At 64.4% G+C, this 25612-nt stretch carries 23 protein-coding genes and 1 pseudogene; 7 read left to right on the forward strand and 17 right to left on the reverse strand.

Features of this window, described 5'->3' with window-relative positions:
* Window positions 1–4: 4 nt before the first annotated feature.
* Together VF716_RS06420 and VF716_RS06425 are read left to right on the forward strand one after the other, a co-directional pair.
* Window positions 5–553 carry an adenine phosphoribosyltransferase gene (locus VF716_RS06420; RefSeq protein ID WP_125871719.1) on the forward strand — a complete coding sequence of 183 codons (549 nt, stop codon included), beginning with the start codon at window positions 5–7 and terminating at the stop codon, window positions 551–553.
* Between the two features lie 37 nt (window positions 554–590).
* Window positions 591–1199, forward strand: coding sequence for an SCO family protein (locus tag VF716_RS06425; RefSeq protein WP_125870740.1), 609 nt, complete (start codon window positions 591–593; stop codon window positions 1197–1199).
* Between the two features lie 41 nt (window positions 1200–1240).
* Here VF716_RS06425 and VF716_RS06430 read toward each other — a convergent pair whose 3' ends face one another.
* The 8 genes from VF716_RS06430 to pdxB all read right to left on the reverse strand — a co-directional run bounded on the left by VF716_RS06430 (window position 1241) and on the right by pdxB (window position 8983).
* Window positions 1241–1942, reverse strand: coding sequence for a transporter substrate-binding domain-containing protein (locus VF716_RS06430; protein ID WP_125871720.1), 702 nt, complete (start codon window positions 1940–1942; stop codon window positions 1241–1243).
* A gap of 10 nt (window positions 1943–1952) precedes the next feature.
* Entirely contained in the window at window positions 1953–2726 is a 774-nt protein-coding gene (locus VF716_RS06435) for an ABC transporter permease (protein WP_011912976.1), read from the reverse strand.
* Entirely contained in the window at window positions 2723–3469 is a 747-nt protein-coding gene (locus tag VF716_RS06440; protein WP_013982563.1) for an ABC transporter ATP-binding protein, read from the reverse strand. Before VF716_RS06440 ends, VF716_RS06435 begins: the two co-directional genes overlap by 4 nt.
* A gap of 102 nt (window positions 3470–3571) precedes the next feature.
* Window positions 3572–4561 carry an ABC transporter substrate-binding protein gene (locus tag VF716_RS06445; protein ID WP_049340030.1) on the reverse strand — a complete coding sequence of 330 codons (990 nt, stop codon included), beginning with the start codon at window positions 4559–4561 and terminating at the stop codon, window positions 3572–3574.
* 145 nt (window positions 4562–4706) lie between these two features.
* Complete coding sequence (recR, locus tag VF716_RS06450) at window positions 4707–5306, reverse strand: recombination mediator RecR (RefSeq protein ID WP_011912973.1); 600 nt, start codon at window positions 5304–5306, stop codon at window positions 4707–4709.
* Between the two features lie 80 nt (window positions 5307–5386).
* Window positions 5387–5713 (reverse strand): YbaB/EbfC family nucleoid-associated protein, encoded by a 327-nt coding sequence (locus VF716_RS06455; RefSeq protein ID WP_008567825.1) that lies wholly within the window; start codon window positions 5711–5713, stop codon window positions 5387–5389.
* 19 nt (window positions 5714–5732) lie between these two features.
* Complete coding sequence (gene dnaX / locus VF716_RS06460) at window positions 5733–7751, reverse strand: DNA polymerase III subunit gamma/tau (protein WP_440552292.1); 2019 nt, start codon at window positions 7749–7751, stop codon at window positions 5733–5735.
* Window positions 7752–7837: 86 nt separating this feature from the next.
* Window positions 7838–8983, reverse strand: coding sequence for a 4-phosphoerythronate dehydrogenase PdxB (gene pdxB, locus VF716_RS06465; RefSeq protein WP_011912969.1), 1146 nt, complete (start codon window positions 8981–8983; stop codon window positions 7838–7840).
* A 121-nt stretch (window positions 8984–9104) separates the two neighbouring features.
* On the opposite strand from pdxB, the gene VF716_RS06470 reads away from it, so the two are divergent.
* Complete coding sequence (locus VF716_RS06470) at window positions 9105–10499, forward strand: MATE family efflux transporter (RefSeq protein WP_011912968.1); 1395 nt, start codon at window positions 9105–9107, stop codon at window positions 10497–10499.
* A gap of 10 nt (window positions 10500–10509) precedes the next feature.
* On the opposite strand, the pseudogene VF716_RS06475 reads toward VF716_RS06470, so the two are convergent.
* The 5 genes and pseudogenes from VF716_RS06475 to VF716_RS06495 all read right to left on the reverse strand — a co-directional run bounded on the left by VF716_RS06475 (window position 10510) and on the right by VF716_RS06495 (window position 16618).
* Window positions 10510–11613 (reverse strand): annotated as a pseudogene (locus tag VF716_RS06475) (cyclic nucleotide-binding domain-containing protein).
* A gap of 17 nt (window positions 11614–11630) precedes the next feature.
* Complete coding sequence (locus VF716_RS06480) at window positions 11631–12578, reverse strand: 1-aminocyclopropane-1-carboxylate deaminase/D-cysteine desulfhydrase (RefSeq protein WP_440552377.1); 948 nt, start codon at window positions 12576–12578, stop codon at window positions 11631–11633.
* An 8-nt stretch (window positions 12579–12586) separates the two neighbouring features.
* Window positions 12587–13945, reverse strand: a complete 1359-nt coding sequence (locus VF716_RS06485; RefSeq protein WP_440552297.1) for a chromosome partitioning protein ParA — start codon at window positions 13943–13945, stop codon at window positions 12587–12589.
* 187 nt (window positions 13946–14132) lie between these two features.
* Window positions 14133–14555 (reverse strand): nuclear transport factor 2 family protein, encoded by a 423-nt coding sequence (locus VF716_RS06490; protein ID WP_440552300.1) that lies wholly within the window; start codon window positions 14553–14555, stop codon window positions 14133–14135.
* A gap of 32 nt (window positions 14556–14587) precedes the next feature.
* A complete protein-coding gene (locus tag VF716_RS06495) occupies window positions 14588–16618 on the reverse strand; it encodes an NADPH-dependent 2,4-dienoyl-CoA reductase (protein WP_017245326.1) in 2031 nt (676 codons plus the stop codon).
* Window positions 16619–16805: 187 nt separating this feature from the next.
* Between VF716_RS06495 and VF716_RS06500 the strand changes: the two genes are divergently transcribed.
* Window positions 16806–17819 carry a carbon-nitrogen hydrolase gene (locus VF716_RS06500; RefSeq protein WP_013982551.1) on the forward strand — a complete coding sequence of 338 codons (1014 nt, stop codon included), beginning with the start codon at window positions 16806–16808 and terminating at the stop codon, window positions 17817–17819.
* Window positions 17816–18853 carry an AraC family transcriptional regulator gene (locus VF716_RS06505; RefSeq protein ID WP_019407647.1) on the forward strand — a complete coding sequence of 346 codons (1038 nt, stop codon included), beginning with the start codon at window positions 17816–17818 and terminating at the stop codon, window positions 18851–18853. The genes VF716_RS06500 and VF716_RS06505 overlap by 4 nt, the downstream gene beginning before the upstream one ends.
* Before the next feature lie 266 nt (window positions 18854–19119).
* On the opposite strand, the gene VF716_RS06510 is transcribed toward VF716_RS06505, so the two are convergent.
* Genes VF716_RS06510 through VF716_RS06520 form a run of 3 tightly spaced genes read right to left on the reverse strand, consistent with a single transcriptional unit; the run spans window position 19120 to window position 21737 of the window.
* Entirely contained in the window at window positions 19120–19287 is a 168-nt protein-coding gene (locus VF716_RS06510; RefSeq protein WP_011912960.1) for a DUF2474 domain-containing protein, read from the reverse strand.
* A complete protein-coding gene (cydB, locus tag VF716_RS06515; RefSeq protein ID WP_011912959.1) occupies window positions 19287–20294 on the reverse strand; it encodes a cytochrome d ubiquinol oxidase subunit II in 1008 nt (335 codons plus the stop codon). The genes VF716_RS06510 and cydB overlap by 1 nt, the downstream gene beginning before the upstream one ends.
* A 3-nt stretch (window positions 20295–20297) precedes the next feature.
* Window positions 20298–21737 (reverse strand): cytochrome ubiquinol oxidase subunit I, encoded by a 1440-nt coding sequence (locus tag VF716_RS06520; RefSeq protein WP_011912958.1) that lies wholly within the window; start codon window positions 21735–21737, stop codon window positions 20298–20300.
* A 199-nt stretch (window positions 21738–21936) separates the two neighbouring features.
* On the opposite strand from VF716_RS06520, the gene VF716_RS06525 reads away from it, so the two are divergent.
* Together VF716_RS06525 and VF716_RS06530 are read left to right on the forward strand one after the other, a co-directional pair.
* The gene (locus VF716_RS06525) at window positions 21937–22980 is read left to right on the forward strand and encodes a M4 family metallopeptidase (protein WP_020306131.1); all 1044 of its coding nucleotides are present in this window, start codon (window positions 21937–21939) and stop codon (window positions 22978–22980) included.
* Window positions 22981–22989: 9 nt separating this feature from the next.
* Window positions 22990–23322, forward strand: coding sequence for a protealysin inhibitor emfourin (locus tag VF716_RS06530; RefSeq protein WP_011912956.1), 333 nt, complete (start codon window positions 22990–22992; stop codon window positions 23320–23322).
* An 8-nt stretch (window positions 23323–23330) separates the two neighbouring features.
* Here the strand turns inward: VF716_RS06530 and VF716_RS06535 are convergent, their stop codons facing one another.
* A complete protein-coding gene (locus VF716_RS06535) occupies window positions 23331–25529 on the reverse strand; it encodes a putative bifunctional diguanylate cyclase/phosphodiesterase (protein WP_125871723.1) in 2199 nt (732 codons plus the stop codon).
* Between the last annotated feature and the right edge of the window lie 83 nt (window positions 25530–25612).

A 25612-nucleotide genomic window follows, 5' to 3' on the forward strand; every position in this document is an offset into this window, starting at 1 on the left:
CCCGATGATCTTCGACGAATTCAGCATCAAGACCTTGATCCGCCCGGTTCCGGACTTTCCGCAGCCCGGCGTGATATTTCGCGATATCACGCCATTGTTCCAATCGCCAAAGGCGCTGCGCATGGTGGCCGACAGCTTTATCCAGCGTTATGTGGAGGCGGATTTCACCCATATCGGGGCGCTCGACGCCCGCGGCTTTCTGGTCGGCTCGATCCTCGCGTACGAGCTGAACAAGCCGCTGGTGCTGTTCCGCAAGCAGGGCAAATTGCCCGCCGACGTGCTTTCGCAGGCCTATTGCACCGAGTATGGCGAAGCGCACCTGGAAATCCATGCCGACAGCCTGTGTGAAGGCGACTCGGTACTGCTGTTCGATGACCTGATCGCCACCGGTGGCACCCTCCTCGCCGCCGCCCAACTGGTACGACGCATGCGCGCCAGCATCCATGAAGCCGCCGCGATCATCGACCTGCCCGAACTCGGCGGGTCGCAGAAACTGCAGGACATCGGCATCCCAACCTTCACGCTGACCGCCTTCGAGCTGAGCGACCGCTGACCAACCCATCGCGATTGCTCGATCTGGAGGAGACGCCGTGCCAACGAGACTCTGGCGCTGCCTGCTGATTCTTGTGCTGGCCTGGACCACACCCGCATTGGCGCTGGATCGCGACGTCCTGCTGGATCAGGCCAATATCCTCCTGTTGCCCCGGGAGCGCGCGATACCGCCTCTGGAACTGGTCGACCAGGATGGCCAGCGGTTCGACACGCGATCGTTACAGGGACGCTGGCATATTCTGTTCTTCGGCTTCACCGCCTGCCCGGATATCTGCCCGACCACGCTGAGCGACATGCGCCGGCTGTTCAGCCAGCTCCCGAAGGAAACCCGCGACCAGCTGCAGCTGGTATTGATCACTGCCGATCCTGCGCGTGACACGCCTCAGCAGCTGAAGACGTACCTGGACTACTACCGCGGCGGGTTCAACGGCCTCACCGGCGATATGGAGCAGCTGCAGCGGCTGTCCAGGGCACTGGGCCTGCCATTCGTTCCAGCAAGCGAGACGCAGGGGGACTACAGCGTCAGCCATAGCGGCAATCTGGCCCTGGTGGGCCCCGACGGCACGCTGCGCGGGCACATCCGTGCCCCGCTCCAACTCGCGGGGTTGCGGCGGATGTTGCCGCAGATCGTTGATACAGAACGCTGACGAGCCCTTCGCACTCGCGCAGCTCGAAAGCAATCAAGCAGTCAGTGGCAATCCAGGGTGTCGGCCAACACATAGGCCTGAAAGGCGACTTCGTCGATCCACTGCTGCGTCAGCTTTGCCAGGCGCCCGTCCACACTCCATTGCGCGACGAGTGCGTCGATTTCCTGCTGTAACCCCGCCTGATCCGCGGTCAGGCGAAGCTGCCGCTCGGCATCCGCCAGCGGCGGCAGCAGGCGCTTGTAGCGGCGCCACTCCGGCAACGTAGCCAGTTCGGTCAGCAAGGCTTCATCCTCGACAACGGCCTGGCACTCGCCCAGCTTGAGACCGATAAGCGCATGCGCCGAGCTGGCATACTCTCGCGGCGATGCCCCAAAACGCTCGCGCAGCACTGGCGCATAGGGGCTTGCGGTACTGACGCAGACGGATTGCTCGCGAAGATCAGCCCAGGCGGCGGGCCCTGCCTCGGTGGGGACAAGAGCCGCGGGGACAGCGCGATAGTAAGTGGTCACGCCACGTTGCTGGCTGGCCTCCACGCGCACGCCGACCTGCCCGTCCGACACCCCGAACTGCACCGAGCGCCCGAGTTCGACGCCAAGCTGCTCGGCCAGCGCCGCCTCGAAACTTTCGGTCTCGCTGCTCGACAGCACGCGATGCTCGGGCAACTCCATCCGCAGCGACTCGGCCAGCCCCACTGCCGGCGTGAACAAGGCGAGCCAGAGAACGATGTGCGAAGAGACAGGCACCGGCCAAACCTCAGACGTACTGATAGCGCAGCATCCGCTGCTTGAACTTCTCCAGCACCACCTGATCGATCAGGGTGGCAAGAATGGCGATCACCAGAATGTTCATCATGACTCCCACCATATCGGCGATCTCCCCGGAGTAAGCCAGCGAGCGCCCCAGCCCCTGGCCGAAGCCGATCAGCATCTCGGCAGAGATCAGTGCACGCCAGGCGTTGCCGAAGGCCAGCTGGGCGCCGGTGATCAGCTCGGGCATCACCGCCGGCAGATAGACACGCCGCAGCAGCTGCCAACGCGAAGCGCCCATCACCCGTGCGGCAGAGACATGCACCGGCTGCACACTCTCGGTGGCGTTCATCACCGAAAGCGCCATCGGGAAGAACGCTGCCAGCGCCACCACGACGATGATCGGCAGATTGCCGAACCCCATCACGATCAGGAACAGCGGCACCCAGGCAATCGACGGAATCGACTGCAGGATAACGATGGCCGAGCGCAGGATCTCGCGGAAGAAGAACAACACGCCGCCGACAAGGCCGAAACCGATGCCGAACAGCAAGGCGAAGCCGTAGCCACTGCCCAGGCGGCTCATGCTGCCATACAGGCCGTCGCGGAACTCGGGTTGCTGGATGGTGGTGATCAGGCGCTCGACCACGGTCGGGATACCCGGCATGAGGAATGCCGGCAGACTCCAGGCCGCCGCCTGCCAGATCAGCAGAATGAACAGGATGGCCAGAACGACGGCCAGGTATTTCTTCGGGCCGGTTAGACGACGAGCCTGACTCATGGGTGCGCTACCTCCGTCTTGATACCCAGCAGGCTGAGAATCTCCTTACGCTCGGCAGCAAACGCCGACAGGTCGTGGCTTTTCTCACAATGGGTGAAGTTGAAGGTCTTGAGCACTCGAGTCGGCCGCGGGCTGAACACCAGTACGTGATCGGCGAGATAGAGCGCCTCGTCCACATCATGGGTGACCAGCAGCACGGTCGGCTGATGCTCCTCGATCAGCTCGCGCAGCACGTCCTGCAGTGCCATGCGGGTCAGAGCATCGAGGGCGCCGAACGGTTCATCCAGCAGCAGCACCTCGGGTTTGGCGATAAAGGCTCGGGCCAGGGCGGTGCGCTGACGCATACCGCCAGAAACCTGGTGGGGATAGTAATGCTCGAAGCCGTTGAGCCCGACACGCTCGAGCCAGACACGCGCCTGCTCGAAGGCCTCGCTTTTGGCGACGCCTTGCAGCTCGAGCGCCATGGCGACATTGCCTTGCAGGCTCAGCCAGGGATACAGCGCATGCTCCTGAAACACCAAGGTACGTCGCGGGCTCGGCTCGGTGATCGGCTTGCCATCGGCAAGCACGCGGCCAGCGCTGGGCTTCTCCAGCCCCGCCACCAGGTGCAACAAGGTCGACTTGCCGCAGCCCGAAGGCCCGACCAGGGCGACCAGCTCGCCCTGGGCGAACTCGCCGCTGAACCCCTTGATGACTTCGAGCTGCCCGAAGCGCTTGTCTACATCTTCAAACCTGAGCTGCATAAAAATCCGCAAATCCAGAAACGAAACGGCCCGGCGATGCGGGCAAAATGAATGGCCCGACTCAGGGTCGGGCCTTTGTGTTGCCGAAAGGCACAGCGCCGATCAGAGTTCCCGTGCTTCCTGCCAGCTCAGATCGAGAATGGCTCGGGTATCGAACGGCTTGCCATCGCGAGTCTTCAGCGAGCCCTGCTCCTGCAGAATGTCGGCAAGCTCCTGAATACGGGCCAGATCGTCGTCGCCAAGCTTGGCACTGAAGGTCTGGGTGCCAATGGCTTCCTCGATGACCACCTCGCGGGCCAGTTCGCCGCGCTTGAGGGTTTTCAAGGTTGGCTCGGCGATGAAGTAGCCGGCGATCAGCTTCGCCGCTTCGGCCGGCTGCTTGTCCAGCAGTTCGATGGCATCGCGCTGAGCATCCAGGGATTTCCAGACGGCATCCTTGCGCTTGGCCAGGGTGTCGCCGGAGGTGATCACCACCATGCACGGGAACGGCCACACTTCGCCGATCTCGTAGACCTGGCGAACCGGCGCCACCAGCTGAGCGATGCGGTCGTAGGGCTCGAACAGGAAGGCGGCATCCACTCGCCCGGATACCAGCGACTGCACCGCAACTGCCGGACTGACGCCCATGATGTTGACATCGCTCGGCTTGAGGCCGGCATTCTTCAAGGTCACGCCACGCAGCACCGCATCGGCCGTGCTGCCTTCGCGCTGCGAAGCCAGTGTGCGGTCCTTGAGGCCTGCCACGTCGTGGATGTCGGTATCTTCACGCACCAGGATCGAGTGATAACCTTGCTGCGCACCACCCACCACCTTCAGATCGGCCCCCTTGGACGCCCAGGCCACCGCATTGGTAAAGCCCAGCACACCGGTATCCAGCTGGCCGCCGACGATGGCCTTGATCAGATCGGTGCCCGAGCTGAACTCGATCAGTTCGACGTCCAGGCCGTGCTTCTTATACAGCCCTGCCTCGTGGGCGACCATGGCCTGGGCATCGTCCATCACCCGGATGTAACCTACCTTGAACTTTTCCTGCGCCTGCGCGAACGCACTCAGGAGCACAAGAGCAGGAACCAGCCAGAGCTTCGCTTTCATTTCGACCTCGATTCGGATAGCCAGCGTATATAACCAAAACAAAGCACTATATTCGTTTTGGTTATCTAACGTTTATGGCTTAGAACTTTACCCGAACTATCTGCAGAACGGCACTAGCAAGTAGCAATAAGCTAAAGGCGTCGAGTTATAGGCTGATCGGCTTGCGCCCTGCGAGGGCGTGAGCCAGTGTGCCGCCATCGACCAGGTCCAGCTCGCCGCCCAGTGGAACACCATGGGCAATTCGGCTGATGGTCAGGCCTTTGGGAATGAGCATCTGTGCGATGTAGTGCGCGGTGGCTTCCCCTTCGACAGTGGGGTTTGTTGCCAGGATGACTTCGCTGAATGCGCCATCCGCCACCCGACCCAGCAGCTCGGGAATGCCGATGGCCTCCGGCCCCAGGCCATCGAGCGGAGACAGATGTCCCTTGAGCACGAAGTAACGCCCACGAAAGCCGGTCTGCTCGACCGCAAACACGTCGACCGGGCTCTGCACCACGCATAGCAGGGAATCATCGCGCCGCGGATCAGCGCACTGCGGGCAGAGTTCGTCTTCGGTCAGCGTACGGCACTGCCTGCAGTAGCCGACACCTTCCATCGCCCGGGTCAACGCCTGCGCCAGGCGCAGGCCACCGCTGCGGTCACGCTCGAGCAGCTGCAGCGCCATGCGTTGCGCGGTCTTCTGTCCTACGCCAGGAAGAATGCGCAGGGCATCGATGAGTTGCCGAATCAGCGGGCTGAAGCTCATGTACGTCTCGAAATGGAATCACTGAAAAAACCGGCCGCCCCACAGCAAGAGGGGCGGCCCGGCTGGAACTGCGCGCTGGATCAGAACGGCATCTTGAAGCCCGGCGGGAGCTGCATGCCAGCGGTCATGCCGGCCATCTTTTCCTGGCTGTTCTGCTCGATCTTGCGTACCGCATCGTTGACGGCCGCAGCGATCAGGTCTTCGAGGATTTCCTTGTCTTCCTGCATCAGGCTGTCATCGAGGCTGACGCGCTTGACGTCATGACGGCCGTTCATCACCACGCTGACCAGGCCGGCACCGGATTGGCCAGTGACTTCGGCGTTCGCCAGCTCTTCCTGCATCTTCTGCATCTTTTCCTGCATCTGCTGCGCCTGCTTCATCAGGCCGGCCATGCCACCTTTCATCATGGGTATCACCTCAATTCGATCAGGGTTCTGAGTGTTCTACGGGTTCGATGGTGCCTTCGCGGATCACCGCGGCGAACTGCTGCATCAACTGCTGGACCAGCGGGTCCGCATGAATCGATTGTTCAGCGGCGCGCTGTCGCTCGGCGCGACGACGCTGCGCGGCCTGCGCCGGCGTTTCCTGCTCGGGCTTCTGCAGCACGATATCGAGCTGCAACGTACGCCCGTGGTACTGATTCAACGCATCGTTCAACCGGCGCTGCTGCGTCGGGTTGAACAGGGCACTCTGGGCCGGGTCGAGGTGCATCAGCCAGCGATCGCCTTCCACCGAAATCAACGTGCAGTTGGCCGCGATGCTGCCGGTCAGGCCGGACAGGCCGAGCTTGAGATAGAGCTCCAGCCATTCGGCAGCCAGCCCGGTGGCAGGCTCAACTGCCGGGAGCGGCTCGACCTCCTGCTGGTCCGCCTCGTCCTGCTGCAGCTCCTCGAAGTAAGCCTCGGCCTGATTTTCGACCTCGAAATAGTCTTCGTCGGTCAGCGGCGGCTCGTCATCGTCAGGCTCTTCGACCTGAACCACGGCAGCCACATGATCGGGTGGCCCGTCCAGTGCCGGCTCGGGCAGTATTGCATTGGCCTCGACGGCAACCGGCGGGACCTCGGGCGGTTCGTTCCAGGGTACATCGATCACCGGCACGGCCTGCTCTTGCGCAGGCGCTGCCGGCGACGTCGCCACGGCAGGCAGTTCGGGGGCCACTGTGGCCGCCGACTCAGCCGGACTGGCTATCACCACCGGAGCCGCTGGCGGCGCCACAGCGGCGGCAGGACCAACCGGAGCGGGGGCTGGAACAGGCGACACGCCGGGGGCAGCGGTACCGGCCACCGCTGCAGGCTTGGAATCAGCTGTGGCCGGGCTGATCCCCAAATTCTTTAGCGATGTTCGTGGCGCGTCACCCGTATCCGCCGGGCGGAACGCCAACATACGCAGCAGAACCATTTCGAAGCCACTGCGCGGATCGGGTGCCAATGGCAGATCGCGCCGCCCGATCAGGCCCATCTGATAGTAGAACTGCACGTCTTCGGCTGGCAGCGCCTGCGCCAGCGCCAGCACCCGATCGCGATCGCCCTGGCCATTGTCCACCGCTTCCGGTAGCGCCTGGGCGATGGCGACGCGATGCAACACATTGAGCATTTCCGCGAGTACGCCGGCCCAATCCGGCCCCTGCTCGGCGAGATGACGAACGGCTTCGAGCAGTGCCCGGGCGTCGCCCTCGAGCAGCGCCTGCAGTACGCCATAGACCTGACCGTGATCGAGCGTGCCGAGCATCGCCCGCACATCGGCGGCCAGCACCTTGCCCTCACCGAAGGCGATCGCCTGGTCGGTCAGGCTCATGGCATCGCGCATCGAACCGTCCGCGGCGCGACCGAGCAGCCACAGCGCATCTTCCTCGAAAGGAACGTTCTCGACGCCAAGCACATGGGTCAGGTGCTCAACGACTCGCTCCGGCGGCATGTTTTTCAGCGAGAACTGCAGGCAGCGCGACAGGATGGTCACTGGCAACTTCTGCGGATCGGTGGTCGCGAGCAGGAACTTGACGTGGGGCGGCGGCTCTTCGAGGGTCTTGAGCAGCGCGTTGAAAGAGTGCGACGAGAGCATGTGTACTTCGTCGATCAGGTAGACCTTGTAGCGTCCACGACTCGGCGCGTACTGCACGTTGTCCAGCAGTTCGCGCGTGTCCTCGACCTTGGTGCGGCTTGCAGCGTCCACCTCGATCAGGTCGACGAAGCGCCCCTCATCGATCTCCCGGCAGACCGAACACTGCCCGCAGGGTGTGGAACTGACGCCGGTCTCGCAGTTCAGGCACTTGGCGATGATCCGCGCGATCGTCGTCTTGCCGACGCCGCGGGTACCGGTGAACAGATAGGCATGGTGCAGGCGCTGATTGTCCAGCGCGTTGATCAGGGCCTTGAGCACATGCGTCTGGCCGACCATTTCGCGGAACGAGCGCGGACGCCATTTACGTGCAAGAACCTGATAACTCATAACACCATCGCGGGGAACTAGGCAGAGGACGGGTAATGCTAGCGGAGCAGGATGGAAATTGCATCCGAGCTGAGTCCGATCCGAGGCTAGCGCAGCAAGCGGGCCCCGAGCGCGCTCACCACCGCCGTCAACGCCGGATTGTCCCCCTCTATCCTTACGGCGAGACCGTCGATCTCACGTCGCGCCGGGTAGGCCTTGCGCAGCAGATCGAAGGCGGCCCGGCGCTGCGCATCGTCGCCCTGGAGACTGCGGCGGAAATCCGCGTCGTCGCGACGCGGGTCGTAGACCGCCCTGCACAGCGTTGCCAGCATCTCGGCCGGCTCTGCCGATGCGGCGAAGGTGAGCCCGGCAAGCGCAGGGCCAGGCATCAACTGCGCCAGCTCGACGGTCGGCTCAAGGCCGCGAGCGGCGCAGTAGGCCGCATGGATCTGCGCCGTGCCACGCAACTTGCCGTCCAGGCTGTAGCCGGCGATGTGTGGCGTGGCGATGCGACACAGATCAGCCAGTTCGACGTCCACCTGTGGCTCGCCTTCCCAGACATCCAGCACCGCCTCGAGATCCGGGCGCTGCAGTAGCAGATCGCGCAACGCCGCGTTATCCACCACCGCTCCTCTGCTGGCGTTGATCAGCCAGGCCCCCGGTCGCAGCCCACTCAGGCGCTGACGGTCGAACAGATGGAAGGTCGGGCAGTCGCCGCTCATGCTCAACGGGGTGTGCAGACTGATGACATCGCACTCGGCAATCACTTCATCCAGCGTCACGAAACCGCCTGCCTCGCGAGTCTGGCGCGGCGGGTCGCAAACGCGCACATCCCAGCCGAGGCCTCGCAGCACTTCGACCAGGCGCCCGCCTACCTCGCCGGCACCCACCACGCCGAAGCGGCGTCGCGCCAGGGCTTCGCCCCTGACTTCGGCTAAGGCCAACAGGCAACCCAATACGTAATCGACCACCCCCCGCGCGTTGCAGCCAGGCGCGCTGGCCCAATCGATGCCGGACTGTTCGAAATAGTCGAGGTCCAGATGGTCGGTGCCGATGGTGCAGGTGCCGACGAAGCGCACCGCGGTGCCTTGCAGCAATTCGCGATCGACCCGCGTCACCGAGCGCACGAGCAGCACATCCACGCCCTCCAGCGCCGCCCGATTGATGCGACGCCCGGGCATGCGACGGATCTCGCCGAGACCGGCAAAGAACTCATCGACCAGCGGGATGTTTTCGTCGGCAAGGATGTGCATGGTGTGGCTCCGGTTGGGGGAAGCACATTCTAGACGGGCCGCCGACGCTTTGCCGCCTTCCTGCGTGCAGCGACCCGGCGTAGACTAGCGCGTTTCTTGTATACAACTGGAACGCCTCGCAATGCCCACTGAGCTTCGACTCAGACGGGTCCGCCTTGAACTGCGCACCCTCTTCGCCCTCGCCCTGCCCATGATGATCGCTCAGCTGGCCAGCACTGCCATGGGCTTTGTCGATACCGTGATGGCCGGCCGCGTCAGTCCGCACGACCTGGCTGCCGTCGCGCTGGGCAACTCGATCTGGGTGCCGGTCTACCTGCTGGTCAGCGGCATTACCCTGGCCACCACACCCAACGTCGCCCAGCGCTTCGGCGCCGGGCATCACGCCGAAATCGGCCCGCTGGTGCGCCAGGCCCTGTGGATGGGCGTTGGCATCGGCATCGGCAGTGCACTGCTGATGTGGAACGCGAAGCCGGTGCTGCATCTGATGAAGGTCGAACCCGCCCTGATCGATCCAACCATGGCATACCTGCGCGCCGTCGCCTGCGGCTTCCCGGCCATGGCGCTGTATCAGGTACTGCGTTGCTTCAGCGACGGATTGGGTCACCCACGGCCGAGCATGGTCATCGGCATTCTCGGCCTGCTGCTGAACATCCCGCTGAACTACGTGTTCATCTACGGCAAGCTCGGTATGCCGGCGCTGGGTGGTGTGGGTTGCGGCGTATCCACGGCACTGGTGATGCTGTTCATGCTGACCTCCATGGCCATCTGGGTGAAGCGTGCGCCGGCCTATCAGGCAAGCCAGCTGTTCTCCCACTTCGAGGGCCCGCGCTGGCCGCTGCTTCGTCGCCTGCTGTCGGTCGGCGTGCCCATCGGCATCGCCGTGTTTGCCGAAGCGAGCATTTTCTCCGTGATCGCGCTGCTGATCGGTGCGCTCGGTGCGACGGTGGTGGCCGGGCATCAGATCGCCCTGAACTTCACCTCGCTGATCTTCATGATCCCGCTGTCCCTGGGGATGGCCGTGACCGTGCGCATCGGTCAGGAGCTGGGCCGCAGCGCACCGCGCGATGCCCGTTTCGTAGCCGGCGTCGGGATCGCCGCAGCGCTGGTCTATGCCTGTTTCTCGGCGAGCGTCATGCTGCTGTTCAGCGAGCAGATCGCACGGATCTATACGCCTGATCCAGCGGTGATCGCGGTCGCCGCCAGCCTGTTCTTCTATGCCGCGCTGTTCCAGTTCTCGGACGTGGTTCAGGTCACCGCGGCGGGCGCGCTGCGCGGTTATCAGGACACCCGCATGACCATGGTCTACACGCTGTTCGCCTACTGGGGCATCGGATTGCCGGTGGGTTACCTGCTGGGGCTGACCGATAAGCTTGGCCCGGCGAGCGGGCCGAGCGGCCTGTGGCAGGGCCTGATCGCTGGTCTCAGCTGCGCGGCGCTGCTGCTGAGCGTGCGGCTGGCACGTAGTGCGCGCCGGGAAATCCGCCGCCATGCCGCATTGCGCAGAAGCGCGGCCTGAGCCAACCCGCTCAGAGGCTGCGTTCTATGCGTCCATCGGACCGAGCCAGATAGCCGGTGCCGCACTCCCACAGCAGCGCCGCGCGATCATCGCTGCCGAGCGCATCGAGCCCGCCCCGCAGCGCATAGGCAGTGAAACCGAGCTGGGTCAGCAGGAAGACCGCACTCGCGCTGCGCTTGCCACTTTCGCAATAGCACAGGTAGGTGCGGCGGGGATTCAGCAGTCGCGTTTTCAGCCGCAGCAGGTGCAGCGGCATGTGCAGCGCCTGCATGGCATGGCCGCGCTCGTAGTCATCGGCGAGCCGAACGTCCAGCCACTGAGCGCCGCAGCCGAGCAGATCGGCCACTTCGTCCAGATCGACCTCGCTCACCACCGGCGCCTTGAGCAATTCGAAAAAGTCGGCCCGGCCCAGGCGCAGCACGCTGCCGTCCTCGATCATTGCCACGCTGGCGTTGCGCGGACGATCTTCCAGCAGCGCTTCCTCGCCGAAACAGGCGCCGGTTTCGAGCTCCGCCAAGAGCTGTTCGCCACTGCCCTCGGCCTTGAGCACCTGCGCGCGACCACTCTTGAGGAAATAGCAGCAGTCCCCCGCCTCGCCTTCACGCAATAGCGTCTGCCCGGCCGGTGCCTCGACCGACACGAGCCGGTGCAGCATGCTGCGTATGTTCTGCGGAGGAACCTGGGCGAACAGGGGATTTTCGAGCAGACGTTCCAGCCACTCCGTTTCTTCGCCGTCCATGGTCAGCTGCAGCAGCACATCCTGCAGCGCTTGGCGCCAGGAAAGCAGGCGATCGAGTTCCACGGCATCCACGCTCAGCAGATGGCAATCCTCCAGTGCCCGCACCTCCCGCGTCCGTTCTGACAGCAGGCTATGCAGCGCCGCCGGAGTCCCCGCCGCGAGCAGCCCCTGTTACCCCTCGACATCGCTGACGAGCAGCTTCCCGGCCATCAGGTAGTAGCGTGTCGTCGCGTGCCGTTCGTCCAGCTCAAGCACCTCGCCTGCGGTGAGCACAAGCGGCACGGTGCGCGCACGCAGCTCCCAGAGCTGACGTGGCGACAGCGCGTTCAACGGGATCAGATCACGCAGCTGATCAGGGTGCAGCGGTTTGTTCATCCTGGAAAATCCAACCTCTAGCCATGGATCAGCTTGTGCAGCTGACTCTCAGCAGCACGGCGCCCCTGCAATCCACCGGTGTGGACGAAAAGCACGCGTGTGCCGGCGGCAACATAACCGCGCTCGACATAAAGGCGCAATGCCATCATGGTCTTTGCGGTATAGATCGGATCAAGCGGCACCCCGCCGTCACGCTCGGCCGTGTACATGAAATTCGCCAGCTCCTTGTCGAACCGGGCGAAACCGCCGCGGCTGGCATCCAGCAGCTCGTAGCCCTCATTGGCAACGCCCGCCTGCGCGAGCAGCGCCGCCACATGGTCATCGACAGCATGCGATGGCGGGCCGGCCAGCGCGCCGATTACCGGATGCCGCCCGGCCTCGCCGATGACCAGTCCGGCCAGGGTCGTTCCGGTTCCGGCGGCAAGCCAGACAGCGTCGTAATCGTCCCAGCCGACCGCAGCCAGTGCCGACGGCAGCCTTGGCACGAGTTCGGCGCAACCCAGGGCGCCAGGCAGCCCGCCTCCGCCCTCGGGAATGCAGTAGTAACCGCGATGGCGTTGCTGCCATGGCTGCCAGAAACCGGGCAGGTTGCGTGCCCGGAAGCCACCGTAGCCCAGCCAGTGGATCTGCATGCCCCAGGCTTGCAGATCGGCCACCGTCGGCGTGTCCTGCTCGTGTCCGCGCAGCAGGCCGACCGTCGCGAAACCGAAACGGTGACCGGCCGCGGCCAGAGCGTGCAGATGGTTGGAATGCGGACCACCAAGGCTGATCAGCCCCGGCGCGCCGGCACGGCGGGCTGCGTCCAGATGGTTAACGAGTTTGAACCACTTGTTTCCGGACAGCTCCGGGTCCACCAGGTCGAGCCGCAACACCACCACGTCGACAGCGGCCTGCTGCAACCAGTCCAGATGCAGACGTTGCAGAATCAGCGAGGCATCGGAGGCGACGCAATGTTCGGAAATCAACAAACGGCTCAGCTACCGGTACGCTGCCGGTCTTCCTTGCGATGCCGGGCACAGCAGTTGGATTCGCCGATCACGAAACGACTCGGTGCATCGACCTTGTCCAGCGGCATGGCGCAACGCTCACCACTGGCCAAGGTCGCGATACAGGCGGGTTTCTGGTAGTGCTCGAGCCATTGCCGGTACTGTTCCTCGGAGACGAAGCACTTGGCAGCGGCATAAGCGAGGGGGTTGGCTCGGTAGCGAGCAAGGTCCTGCAGCGCGATGGTCAGATGCCCGGCGCCCGGATGGTAGGCCATGAACACCACGCCCTGGCGCGACAGGTCCTCCAGCACCCGGTCACCGCTCTGCCGCAGCGTCTCGCATTCGTTCTTCAGCCGCTGGATCTCCTCTTCCTGCTGCGCGTCCAGCTCATTACGATAGGCCAGTTCGACGTCGCGGATCGCCACCTGCTCCTTGTACTCGGCCACTGCTGCGGCGATGCGCGCCTGGGCCTCATGCTCGAACTGCTCTCGCGCCGCGCCGATCTCGACACGACCGCTAACTTCCAGCGTCCGCAACTGCTTGCTCATCTCCTCGCGGGCTTTCTGGAAGCTTTCCGCCTGCGCAGTCATCTGCGCATGCAGGCTGGCATTGAGTTCGGTCTGTTGCTGCAGCTGCTGCTGCAGCGAGCGGATCTCTTCCTGCAGAAGCTTGCGTTCCTTGTCCGCCGCAGCAGCGCTCTTGAGCGCGTCCTCTTCCCGCAAACGTTCGAGATTGGCGATGCGCTGACGCTGCTGCTTGATAAGCAACGCGGCTTTCTGGCGCTGCTCCCGCTCGTGACTTTCGGATCGCTGGGTAGTGGCCTCCTTGCCAGCCTCGGCCGCGTACCAGGCGTCTTCGGCCACCATCTGCAGGCGTTCGGCAGGCACGACAGGCGCGCCCTCGTCCTCCACCAGCAGGCCAAGCTGGTTGCGCTTGATGTTGTCGCGCAGCACTGCCAGATCGTTGCGCTCGGCGCTGACCTTGGGATCCCACATATGCATCTGGTGCCAGGAGACGGGGCACTGGCTGCGACAGGCCAGGCGAATGGGGCCGGCACCCATGTCCGGCCCGCGGCCGGTGCGCTCGGCCAGCTGGCGCAGCGGAATGTTCCAGCCGTCATCGGCGGAACCATCTTCATTGAAGTCGAGGCAGAAAAAGACGGCGGCACGCACCTGCAGCCGCGGGTTGATCATCACGTAGACGGCATGCATCTGGCGGTCAGCGAACTCGGGCAACGCAACCACCCCGTCCAGCACCGCTTCGAACTCCGGATACAGCATTTCCTTGCAGATGGTGCCTTCGTTGTAGAACAGCACGGCCTCGACCATCTGCGGTTTGTTCTGCATGCTCGACTTCCCTTATCGCCCGTCACCGCGAGCCCGAATACTGAAACGCTCATCCACGATCGCGTCTCTTTGGGGCTCGAGTTTAGGGGAATTGATCAAGCGTGCAATGTGACTCGGTTGGCAGCGAGCCCGCGCATCGCGCGACCCGCCAGGGCCGTCCGGCGGATTTGCGATGAGCTTAGCTAATTCAGCTACCGCCATAGGCGGCGAGGCGGCGCTTCATCTCGTCGCCAAGCGCCTGCAAGCCGCTCATGGGGCGAACCATCACCTCGAACTCGATGATCCGGCCCGTTTCGTCGAAACGAATCAGATCGATGCCCTTCAGTTCGCGATCACCCACCCTGGCACTGAACTCGAGCACGACATCGCGGCCTTCGGCGCTGGCCAGCTCGCGGTGATAGCGGAAGCCTTCGAACACCCGCAGCACGGTATTGAGGATCAGGTTGACCGCACGGGCTCCTTCATAAGGCTTGTGAGCCATCGGCGAGCGGAACACCGCCTGGGGGTGCAGCAGTTCCGGCAAGCCGCTCAGATCGCGCTGGGCAATCATCGCGTGCCAGGCCTGCAGGCATTCGGCGGCTTGCGGCTGCAGCATTGTCTTGATGTCCATACGCGTGCTCCGTGGGTTAAGCCTGAATGGAATCAGAGCGCCGCGGCCAGACGGCAGCCCTGATTGATGGCGCGCTTGGCATCGAGTTCAGCCGCCACATCGGCACCGCCGATCAGGTGGACCCGGGCGCCCGCCGCCTCCAGCGTCTGCTGAAGCTCACGCAGTGGCTCCTGACCGGCGCAGAGAATGACCGTATCCACCGGCAGCACCTGCGGCTCGCCCTCGCCGACACGGATATGCAGCCCGGCGTCGTCGATCTGCAGATACTCGACCGAATTGAGCATCTGGACGTGCTTGTTCTTCAGTCCCGTACGATGAATCCAGCCGGTGGTCTTGCCCAGCCCGTTGCCGACCTTGGATTTCTTGCGCTGCAGCAGATAGACCTGGCGCTTGGGTGCATGCGGCGCCGGCTGGATGCCCGCGATGCCGCCGCGCACGGAAAGACCGAGATCGATGCCCCACTCCTTCCAGAACGCCTCGCGGTCCAGGCTGGTGGATTGTCCATCGTGGGTGATGTACTCCGACACGTCGAAGCCGATGCCACCGGCACCGATCACCGCCACGCGCTGGCCGACCGGCTTGCGTTCGAGAATCGCGTCGAGATATCCGATCACCTTCGGATGGTCGATTCCGGGAATCTCCGGGGTGCGCGGCACGATGCCCGTGGCTAGGATGATCTCGTCGAAACCGCCTGCCAGCAGCGCCTCTGCCGTGGCGCGGGTATTCAGGCGCACCTCGACCCCGGTTTCCTCCAGCCGATTCTGGAAATAGCGCAGGGTCTCGTAAAACTCTTCCTTGCCTGGCACGCGCTTGGCGACATTGAACTGCCCACCGATTTCGCTTGCAGCGTCGAACAGCGTCACCTGATGTCCCCGCTCCGCTGCAACGGTCGCTGCGGCGAGGCCAGCCGGACCGGCGCCGACCACCGCGATCTTCTTCACCGCGGTGGTGGGAATGTAGTTGAGCTCTGTTTCATAGCAGGCACGCGGGTTGACCAGGCAGGTGGTCAGCTTGCCGCTGAAGGTATGGTCCAGGCAGGCCTGGTTGCAGCCGATGCAGGTATTGATCCGCTCGCTGTGCCCAGCGGCCGCCTTGTTGACGAACTCCGGATCGGCGAGGAACGGACGTGCCATGGACACCATGTCGGCATCACCCTCCGCCAGCACCTGTTCGGCCACTTCCGGCGTGTTGATGCGGTTGGTGGTGATCAGCGGAACGTTCACCTCGCCGCGCAGCTTGGCGGTGACCTTGGTGAACGCCGCGCGCGGCACCTTGGTGGCGATGGTCGGAATCCGCGCCTCGTGCCAGCCGATGCCGGTGTTGATCAGCGTGGCGCCGGCCTGCTCGATGGCCTTTGCCAGCTGCACCACCTCTTCCCAGATGCTGCCGCCCTCGATCAGGTCGAGCATGGACAGGCGATAGATGATGATGAAGTTCGGGCCGACCGCCTCACGCACCCGGCGCACGATCTCCACCGGCAGACGCATGCGGTTCTCGTAGCTGCCGCCCCAGCGGTCGGTACGGTGGTTGGTGTGAGCGACCAGGAACTGGTTGATGAAGTAGCCTTCCGAACCCATGATCTCTACGCCGTCGTAGCCGGCGCGCTGGGCCAGGGTCGCGCAGTTGACGAAATCGCGAATCTGCTTCTCGATGCCCTCTTCGTCCAGCTCCCGCGGGGTGAACGGGTTGATCGGCGCCTGGATCGCACTGGGTGCGACCAGCTGCGGGCTGTAGGCATAGCGACCGGCGTGCAGAATCTGCATGCAGATCTTGCCGCCGGCCTCGTGCACGGCCTGGGTGACGATCTTGTGCTCTTCGGCCTCTTCCGGCGTTGACAGCTTGGCGGCACCGGCGCGCACCGAGCCCTCCTCATTGGGCCCCACGCCACCGGTGACGATAAGGCCGACGCCACCGCGGGCGCGCTCGGCGAAGAACGCCGCCATCCGCTCGAAGCCGTTGGGCATCTCCTCCAGACCGGTGTGCATGGAGCCCATCAGGGTGCGGTTGCGCAGCGTGGTGAAGCCCAGATCGAGCGGAGCCAGCAGATGCGGGAAGGCGGTCATCGGTGTGTCCTCATCATTGTCGGTGCCGAGCCTCTTGGGGCTGCGGTCGGATATGCAGCGACGATAAACAGCCCAAACCTCACGCTCAATGATCATAAATGACAACTTTCTGATCATTCAGCGCAAAACGCTTGGCAAGCCACGCCGCATTACCTAGTCTGACGGCGTTCATCACGGCCTTCTTTTCATGCGCACCTACCTGAATCTCGCACTGCTGGCGGTCCTGGCCGGCGTCTCGCTCGCGGTCTATTTCGACTGGACCCACGACCGCCGCAGCGGCCCGCTGCTATCCGACCTGCGCACACTGCCCATCGAAAGCCGCGGTCAAGCCGGCGGCGCGGGCAATCTGCTGGGCATCGAGACGCGACTGCAACCGGCCGACTACCAGAGCCGCGAGCGGCTGCAGCTGAAGTTCCGTACCTACCTGCAACAGGCGGCGGATGAAGGATTGCTCAGCGAGCGCACCGTCGTGGTCTTGCCTGAGCATGTCGGCACCGGCCTCTTCGCCCTGGGCGAGAAGCCGGAAGTCCAGCAGGCGCGAACGCTGCGCGACGCCATGCAGTGGATGGCGTTGAGCAACCCCGGGCGGTATCTGCGCGCCCTGACCGGCAACCAGGGCGACGACCGCCGCACCGGTGCCGTGCTGCGCCTCAAAGCGCGGCAGATGGCCGAAGAGTACCAGGCGATTTTCGGCGGCCTCGCCAAGGAGTTCGGCGTCACCCTGGTAGCGGGCTCGATCGTGCTGCCCGAGCCCTATCTGGAAAACGACAGGCTCAAGATCGGCGACGGACCGCTGCGCCAGATCAGCCTGACCTTCGACGGCCGCGGCAAGCCGCTCGGTGCCTTGCAGTACAAGCACGCCTTGAGCCGGTACGAGCGACGCTACAGCGTCGCCCCGATCCCCGAACCGCACCGACTGATCGAAACGCCCGCAGGCTCGCTGGCGGTGCTGCTAGGTTGCGATGCCTACCTGCAGCGACCACCAGCCGAGGCGAGACTGCTGGCGGTACCGGGCGCCCTGGCGGACCCACAATCTGCCTGCGGCAGCGCACCCGACAACCGGCTCGCCGAACCCTCAGCCATGTCCGTGCATACTCTGGCCGTACCCTGGAACCTGCTCGGCTCCCCGCGCCGCCCGGCCCCACCGGGACATGGCATTCCGGTACAGATCAAGAACCACTGGCTTGGCAGCGCGCCATGAATGCGCAACGGGTGCGGCTGGGCGATCTTTCGGTCGGCTTCCTGCACAGTCTGGGCGAGGCGCTGCAGCTGTATGGGCAGGATCCGCAACCGCTGCTGCAGGCCTATGGGCTGGATGCAGAGCGCCTCGCCGAGCCTCATGCACGGCTGTCCATCCCGCGCTATATGCGGCTCGGCCATGCGGCGATTCAGCTGGCCGGCGATCCCGCGCTCGGCCTGGAGATGGGACGTCTGCGCAAGCCGAGCCACCTCGGGCTCGCCGGACTGACCGCCGCCCAGGCGCCGACGGTGCGAGACGCGGCGCGGGCTCTGATCCGTTACGAACCCTTGTATGCCTCCAACTATCGCGGCAGCTCGAGCTTCCACGAAGACGCCGCCGGTGCCTGGCTGCGCTTCTATTCCATCAGCCCGTACAACGCCTACAACCGTTTCGTGGTCGACACCGTGCTCGCCAGCTGGATCGCCCAGCTGACACGCCTGTGCGGGCAGCCGCTGGTGCCCGCGGCAATCCATATCGAGTTCGAGGCACCGGAATATGCGGCGCGTTACGAAGCGCTGTTCGGTCGCCCGGTGGCCTTCGGCGCCGAAGCGAACCAGCTGCAGCTGGATCAGCGCGCGCTGGCCCTGCGCAATCCGGAGCACTGTCCCGGCACCTGGAGGCACCTGGTCGAGCTGTGTGAAGGCGAGCTGGAGCGGCGTACCCGCACACGCAGCCTGCGCGAACGCGTCACGCAGATGCTCGGGCCCATGCTCAAGGGGCAGGAGCCAGACCTGCAGCAGATAGCCTCCCGCCTGCAGATGCCCGCCTGGACGTTGCGGCGCAAACTGGCCGAAGAAGGCAGCAGCTACCGCGCAATCATGAACGACACACGTCGCGATCTGGCGATGGCCTATATCCGCGATACCGAATCGGCCTTCGGCGAAATCGCCTGGCTGCTCGGCTTTTCCTCCGCGGAGGCGTTCCAGCGCGCCTTCAAGCGCTGGAGCGGTCAGACGCCCGGTGATTACCGGCGCGCGCAGCGGCGCGGCGGCTGACCAGTCGACCCTTCGGACTAGAGTTCGACGGCGTCCTCGGCACTGTCCGGATGATCATGCTCGGCGGCATGCCATTCCAATAGTTCATCCTGATAGTCGTCCATCGCGAATCTCCCAGCCTGCGGCTACGTCGAGCCAATGTTCATCGATCAGTTATCAAGCTTCATGCCAGGGAGCCTACAGCCCGCTGGTGAACCTATCGTGTCCGGAGAGCACGGGGCGACGCCAACGATCGACTGTCGCCGGCAGCTGGAGCAGGTGTGCAGCTAGGACGGCGAGGACAACCCCGCCGCGTTCATTGCCAGGCGCAGCAGCCAGGCCACGACGCCCAGCGCCAGCACGCTGCCGCTCCAGATCAGTACTAGCCAGCTCATGCGCTGCCAGAGTGGCTTCGGCTCGCCCTCGCCGGCGGGCTTTCGTTCATGCGGGGCCATCAGTGGTACCCATCCTCGGCACTGACCTTGCCGCGGAACACGTAATAGCTCCACGCCGTGTACATCAGGATCAGCGGCAGGATCAGCAGTGCCCCGACCAGCGTGAAGCCTTGGCTCTGCGGCGGTGCGGCCGCCTCCCAGATGGTCACCGATGGCGGGATGATGTTCGGCCAGAGGCTGATACCCAGCCCGCTATAGCCGAGGAAGATCAGCGCCAGGGTGAGCAGGAACGGCGTGTAGTTGGCGTACCGCTGGATCGAGCGCAGCAGGCCGAAGGCACATAGCAGAACCAGCACCGGGACCGGCATGAAGTACAGCAGGTTCGGCATGCTGAACCAGCGCTCGGCAATATCCGGGTGGGTCAGCGGCGTCCACAGGCTGACGATGCCGGTTACTGCCAACACCGCCCAGACCAGAGGAATGCCGATGTCGTGCATGCGCCGCTGCAGCTCGCCGGCGGTGCGCATCATCAACCAGGTGCACCCGAGCAGTGCATAGGCGACGATCAGCGCCAGCCCGCAGAACAGCGAGAACGGCGTCAGCCAGTCGAATGCGCCGCCGGCATAGGCGCGCCCCTCCACCGGCAGGCCGCTGATGAATGCGCCGAGCACCACGCCCTGGAAGAAGGTCGCCGCCAGCGAGCCGCCGATGAAGGCCTTGTCCCATATGTGCTGCCGCTGCTTGCTGGCCTTGAAGCGGAACTCGAATGCCACGCCGCGGAAGATCAGCCCCATCAGCATGAAGATGATCGGCAGGTAGAGCGCCGATAACACCACCGAATAGGCCAACGGAAAGGCCGCGAACAGCCCTGCCCCGCCCAGTACCAGCCAGGTCTCGTTGCCGTCCCAGATCGGCGCCACGGTGTTCATCATGACGTCCCTATCGGAAGTGTCCTGCACGAACGGGAAGAGGATGCCGACGCCGAGATCGAAGCCGTCCATCACCACGTACATCATGATCCCGAAGATGATGATCACTGCCCAGATAAGTGAAAGATCGATACCCATGGCTCAGTTCCTCTCGCCCAGTTGATCGCCCTGTTCATGGTTGATCGCCTCGTCCGCGGCGGATATCGGACGCATCGGCGTGCGCGCCTCGCCCGGCCCTCCGGCACCTTTCTCGCGCCCTTCGCTGATCACCGGCCCTTTCTTCACCAGCCGCAGGACATACACCATGCCGATGCCGAAAACGGCGAAATAGACCACTACGAACATCGCCAGGGTGAGCCCCAGCTGCCCCGCGCCGTGATTCGAGACCGCGTCGGCGGTGCGCATCAGGCCGTAGATGACCCAGGGCTGACGTCCGATCTCGGTGGTGTACCAGCCGGCGAGAATGGCGATGATCCCGGACGGCCCCATCAGCAACACCATGCGCAGAAACGCCCGGGAGCTATACAGCCGATCGCCACGGCGCAGCAGCAGGCTCCAGATGCCGGTGATGATCATCAGCAGCCCGAGCGCGACCATGATGCGGAACGTCCAGAACACGATGGTCGAGTTCGGCCGGTCCTCGGGCGGAAAGTCCTTCAGCGCCGGGATCGGCTCGGTCAGGCTGTGATTGAGGATCAGGCTGGCGAGATAGGGAATCTCGATCTTGTAGCGGGTTTCCTCGGCCTCCATATCCGGCCAGCCGAACAGCAGCAGCGGCGTCGGTCCGCCTTCGGAATTGTCCCAGTGCCCTTCCATCGCAGCGATCTTCGCCGGCTGGTATTCGAGGGTGTTCAGACCATGGAAATCACCGATCACCGCCTGTACCGGAGCGACCAGCAGCGCCATCCACATCGCCATCGAGAGCATCTTGCGGATCGCCGGGTTGTCCTTGCCGCGCAGCAGATGCCAGGCCGCCGAAGCGCCGACGAAGAACGCGGTGGCAAGGAACGCCGCTACCGACATGTGCGCCAGGCGATAGGGGAATGACGGGTTGAAGATGATCGCCAGCCAGTCCACCGGCACCACCACGCCATCGATGATCTCGTGGCCCTGCGGCGTGTGCATCCAGCTGTTGGAAGCGAGGATCCAGAAGGTGGAGATCAGCGTGCCCACGGCCACCATCACCGTGGAGAAGAAGTGCAGCTTGGGCCCGACGCGATTCCAGCCGAACAGCATCACGCCGAGAAAGCCGGCCTCGAGGAAAAAGGCCGTCAGCACCTCATAGGTCAGCAGCGGCCCGGTGACGCTACCGGCGAACTCCGAATAGGCACTCCAGTTGGTGCCGAACTGGTAGGCCATGACGATGCCCGAGACCACGCCCATGCCAAAGTTCACCGCGAATATCTTCAGCCAGAAGTGGTAGAGGTCCCGGTAGACCTCCTGCTTCGTCTTCAGCCACAGCGCCTCGAGTACGGCGAGGTAGCTGGCCAGGCCGATGGTGATGGCCGGGAAGATGATGTGGAAGGTAATGGTGAACGCGAACTGCACACGTGCCAGCTCGAGTGCTTCCAGTCCGAACATTGGGCAACTCCTCGTCTGATGACCTCCCGCCTCGTCTGTGACGGCGAATACGGGGTCCAGCACAAGTGACAGCAGATCGCGCCAAGGGTGCAGCGCAACCGCCGCAGCAAGTCGTCGCAGCCTCTGGATCGGCGGTCCGCCCGATCGAACCTGAGCGGTCTATGCTGCAGCTAGCCGCATCCGACCAGGAGTTTCGCCGGTGCCCATCCGTTCGTTCATCCCGCCGTACATTCTCGACCGCATGATCGATCGCGGCTCGCCCTACTTGCGCAGCTGTGCTCGCGAAACGCTGGACCACGTGCAGAGCCTGCTGCCCAACCCGGGACCGCCACGCCCCACGGCGATCGCGGAGCTAGGCGAGCTGCGCACGCCCGGTCATCCGCAACGGCGCATCCACGATGCCGAGCAGCGCATGCAGCTGCCCGGCACGCTCCGTCGCCGCGAGGGTCAGAGCGCTTCAGGCGACCCCGCGGTGGACGAGGCCTACGATGCTCTGGGCGCGACCTACACCTTCTTCTGGCAGGTGTTCCAGCGCGACTCCATCGACGATCTGGGCATGCCGCTGATCGGCACCGTGCATTATGGCCAGGGTTATGAAAACGCCTTCTGGAACGGCGAGCAGATGGTGTTCGGCGATGGCGACGGTGAGCTCTTCCAACGCTTCACCCGCTCCCTCGACGTGGTCGCTCACGAGCTGGCCCACGGGCTGATCGAGAGCGAGGCCGCGCTGGTTTACTACAACCAGCCAGGGGCGCTGAACGAGTCGGTTTCCGACGTCTTCGGGGTGCTGACCAAGCAACATGCGCTTGGCCAGACTGCCGCCGAAGCCGACTGGCTGGTCGGTGCCGAACTCCTGACCGACAAGGTCCAGGGCGTGGCGCTGCGCTCCATGGCCAACCCCGGCACCGCCTACGACGACCCGCTGCTCGGCCGCGACCCGCAGCCGGCGCATATGCGCGATTTCATCGAAACCCGCGAAGACAACGGCGGCGTGCACCTCAATTCCGGCATCCCCAACCGCGCATTCCATCTCGCGGCCATGGCGTTGGGCGGGTACGCATGGGAACAGGCCGGGCGTATCTGGTACGCCACCATCTGCGACCCGCAACTACCCAACGATGCCGATTTCGCGACGTTTGCAGGCGTCACGCTGCAACAGGCGACGCGCCTGTTCGGCCGCGGCTCCAGCGAAGCCGAAGCCGTGCAGCAGGCATGGCTGCAGGTCGGCGTTTCACCGCGCTGAGGAGGCAACATGAAGATGCCGGCCCTGGGCCCTGAAACATCCTTGCGGATCTCGCGCCAGGGCGGTCTCGTTGCCGCGCCAGCGCTCGCCCGCCCCCGGCAGATCGAATTCGCCGACTGCGACCCGGCGCAGCGCCGTGGCCTCTGCTCGGTTGTGGAGCGCTGCCTGCCGGTCGCCAGCAAGGACGTCGGTCGTGGCGACCAGCGTTTCTTCAAGGTCGAACTGCACTATCGCCGCGAGGACAGCGATGCCGAGATGATCCTGCAGATCGCCGAGGAGCGCGCGCCAAAGGAGCTGCTGCGGCTCTGGCAGGACGGCGCGATCCCCGATCCGCCAGGCTGAGCGAACGGCTAGAAGCGCAGCTCGTCCCCTGCGGCGAGCAGCGCGTCGATTCCCGTCGCCGGCAACGGCCGCGACAGCAGGTAACCCTGGAATTCGTCACAGCCGTTGTGGCGCAGGAACTCGAATTGCGCGGCGTTCTCTACGCCTTCGGCGACTACGGTCTTGTGCAGGCTCTTGCCCAGCGAGATGGCGGCGCGGGCGATCATCGCCACCTCGTCCTCCTGCTCCAGACCGGTGACCAGTGAACGGTCGATCTTGATGATGTCCAGCGGGAACCGCCGCAGATAGCCGAGCGCCGAGTAACCGGTGCCGAAATCATCCATGGCCAGGCGAAAGCCGCGTGCCTTGAAGTCGGCAAGAATGGATACGGCGCGGCTGCCATCGCCGAGAAACACCGTTTCGGTGATCTCCAGTTCGACGAGCAGCGGCGACAATCCCACCTCGTCGAGCACCGCCATGACCCGCTCGACCACATCGTTGCCGAGAAACAGCAGCGGTGAGAGGTTCACCGCCACCAGCAGCGGTACCTGGCGTCCCGCATTCCAGCGCCGGGCGTCGCTGAATGCGCGGCGCAGCACGGCCAGCGTCAGGGGCATGATCAGGCCGCTTTCCTCGGCCACCGGCACGAAGCGATCGGGGCCGATCACCCCAAGGTCGGCGTGTGTCCAGCGGGCCAGCGCCTCCAAGCCGACGATGCGCCGCTGGGCATCCACCTTCGGCTGGTAATGCACCGCGAACTCGTCGCGCTCCAGTGCGGTGCGCATCGCAGCCTCGAGATTCAGACGCTCATCGGCGATGCGGTTGAGGTCATGGGTGAAGAACTGGAAGTTGTTGCGTCCCCGTTTCTTCGCCGCGTACATGGCTATATCGGCATGCTTGAGCAGGGTTTGCGCATCTTCTCCGTCATCCGGGAACATCGCCACGCCGAGGCTGGCGCCAACCTGGAATTCGCGCCCGGCAAGGGTCACAGGGCGACGAATCTCGTTCAGCACGCGCTCGAGCAAAGAGATCACGGTACTGATGCGGTAATGGTCTCCTAGCACCAGCACGAACTCGTCGCCCCCCACCCGCGCCACGGTGTCGGAGCCGCGCAGGCTGCCGGCCAGGCGCGCCGCGATGCTCTTGAGCAGCTCGTCGCCAGCGACATGGCCGAGGCCGTCATTGATGAACTTGAAGTTGTCCAGGTCGATGAACACCAGCGTCAGGTAGTAGCCCAGGCGTGCCGCCCGCGCCAAGCCCTGCTCGATCCGATCGTTGAGCAGTATGCGGTTGGGCAGACCGGTCAGCAGGTCATGGTTGGCCTGCCGCTCCAGCTGCTGCTGGTAATGCTTGCGCTCGGAGATGTCCTGCACCGTGCCCTCGTAGCAGATGAACTCGCCATTGGGGCCGCGCACCACGTGGGCATTCTCGGAAATCCAGATGCGCGTGCAATCGCGCCGGTAGACCTCTGACTCGAAGTTGAGCACCTCGCCATGCTGCTCCATCAGCTGGCAGAACGCCTCGCGCCGCCCCGGCTGGACGTACAGACGACGCTCGATGTCCGCCAGGTCGGCAACCAACTCGGAGGCGCTGTCGTAGCCATAGATACGGGCCAGCGCGGGGTTGGCAGCCAGGTAGCGGCCATCGCGGGTCGACTGGAAGATCCCCTCCGAGGCGTTCTCGAAGATGCTGCGATAGCGCAGCTCCGCCTGCTCCAGTGCCTCGAGCACGGCGCGCTGGGCGGTGATGTCTTCGATGAAGCCTTCGACGACGATTTCGCCCTGCTCGTCCGGCACCGCGACGCCGCGCTCGATGACCCATTTGATGAAACCTGCCGCAGTGCGGATCCGGTAATGCACGGTGAAGCGGCCAAGGGCGGCGATGGCTCCATCGATGCTGCGGCGCACCCGCGCGCGATCATCCGGATGGGTGATCTGCTCCCACGACACCTCCGCGTCATCCACCAGGGCCGCGGCGCAGTAGCCGCACAACCCCAGCGAGCCCTGGCTGACGAAAATCATCGTCCACGACGCATCGTTACGGCAGCGATAGGCCATTCCTTCCAGGTTGTTGACCAGGGTATCGAGTACGCGAGAGCGGTCTAGGACCTCGCAGGTGAGCAGGCTGCTGCGGCGGTTGGCGGATTTATCGATCATCGTTTCGGGCTTGAGGTGTTTCGCGTGACCGTACGGTCGGCTGCGAAAAGGCAGAAAGCCATCACCGAGCAAGAAACGCTCCAGCCTGTTTGCGTCAGGCTACCCGCCTGGGCAGGCTGCAAATAGGTGCAGTACGCTCCAGAAAGGCGCAGCGA

Origin of the sequence: Stutzerimonas sp. Brlt_14 (assembly GCF_051948915.1) — a bacterium.
Classification (GTDB): domain Bacteria; phylum Pseudomonadota; class Gammaproteobacteria; order Pseudomonadales; family Pseudomonadaceae; genus Stutzerimonas; species Stutzerimonas stutzeri.

Coding starts and splice junctions, on each gene's coding strand:
- VF716_RS06420 (WP_125871719.1), top strand. CDS start 5: ATGATCTTCGACGAATTCAGCATCAAGACCTTGATCCGCCCGGTTCCG.
- VF716_RS06435 (WP_011912976.1), bottom strand. CDS start 2,726: ATGAGTCAGGCTCGTCGTCTAACCGGCCCGAAGAAATACCTGGCCGTC.
- VF716_RS06440 (WP_013982563.1), bottom strand. CDS start 3,469: ATGCAGCTCAGGTTTGAAGATGTAGACAAGCGCTTCGGGCAGCTCGAA.
- VF716_RS06445 (WP_049340030.1), bottom strand. CDS start 4,561: ATGAAAGCGAAGCTCTGGCTGGTTCCTGCTCTTGTGCTCCTGAGTGCG.
- recR (WP_011912973.1), bottom strand. CDS start 5,306: ATGAGCTTCAGCCCGCTGATTCGGCAACTCATCGATGCCCTGCGCATT.
- VF716_RS06455 (WP_008567825.1), bottom strand. CDS start 5,713: ATGATGAAAGGTGGCATGGCCGGCCTGATGAAGCAGGCGCAGCAGATG.
- dnaX (WP_440552292.1), bottom strand. CDS start 7,751: ATGAGTTATCAGGTTCTTGCACGTAAATGGCGTCCGCGCTCGTTCCGC.
- pdxB (WP_011912969.1), bottom strand. CDS start 8,983: ATGCACATCCTTGCCGACGAAAACATCCCGCTGGTCGATGAGTTCTTT.
- VF716_RS06470 (WP_011912968.1), top strand. CDS start 9,105: ATGCCCACTGAGCTTCGACTCAGACGGGTCCGCCTTGAACTGCGCACC.
- VF716_RS06485 (WP_440552297.1), bottom strand. CDS start 13,945: ATGCAGAACAAACCGCAGATGGTCGAGGCCGTGCTGTTCTACAACGAA.
- VF716_RS06490 (WP_440552300.1), bottom strand. CDS start 14,555: ATGGACATCAAGACAATGCTGCAGCCGCAAGCCGCCGAATGCCTGCAG.
- VF716_RS06495 (WP_017245326.1), bottom strand. CDS start 16,618: ATGACCGCCTTCCCGCATCTGCTGGCTCCGCTCGATCTGGGCTTCACC.
- VF716_RS06500 (WP_013982551.1), top strand. CDS start 16,806: ATGCGCACCTACCTGAATCTCGCACTGCTGGCGGTCCTGGCCGGCGTC.
- VF716_RS06505 (WP_019407647.1), top strand. CDS start 17,816: ATGAATGCGCAACGGGTGCGGCTGGGCGATCTTTCGGTCGGCTTCCTG.
- VF716_RS06510 (WP_011912960.1), bottom strand. CDS start 19,287: ATGGCCCCGCATGAACGAAAGCCCGCCGGCGAGGGCGAGCCGAAGCCA.
- cydB (WP_011912959.1), bottom strand. CDS start 20,294: ATGGGTATCGATCTTTCACTTATCTGGGCAGTGATCATCATCTTCGGG.
- VF716_RS06520 (WP_011912958.1), bottom strand. CDS start 21,737: ATGTTCGGACTGGAAGCACTCGAGCTGGCACGTGTGCAGTTCGCGTTC.
- VF716_RS06530 (WP_011912956.1), top strand. CDS start 22,990: ATGAAGATGCCGGCCCTGGGCCCTGAAACATCCTTGCGGATCTCGCGC.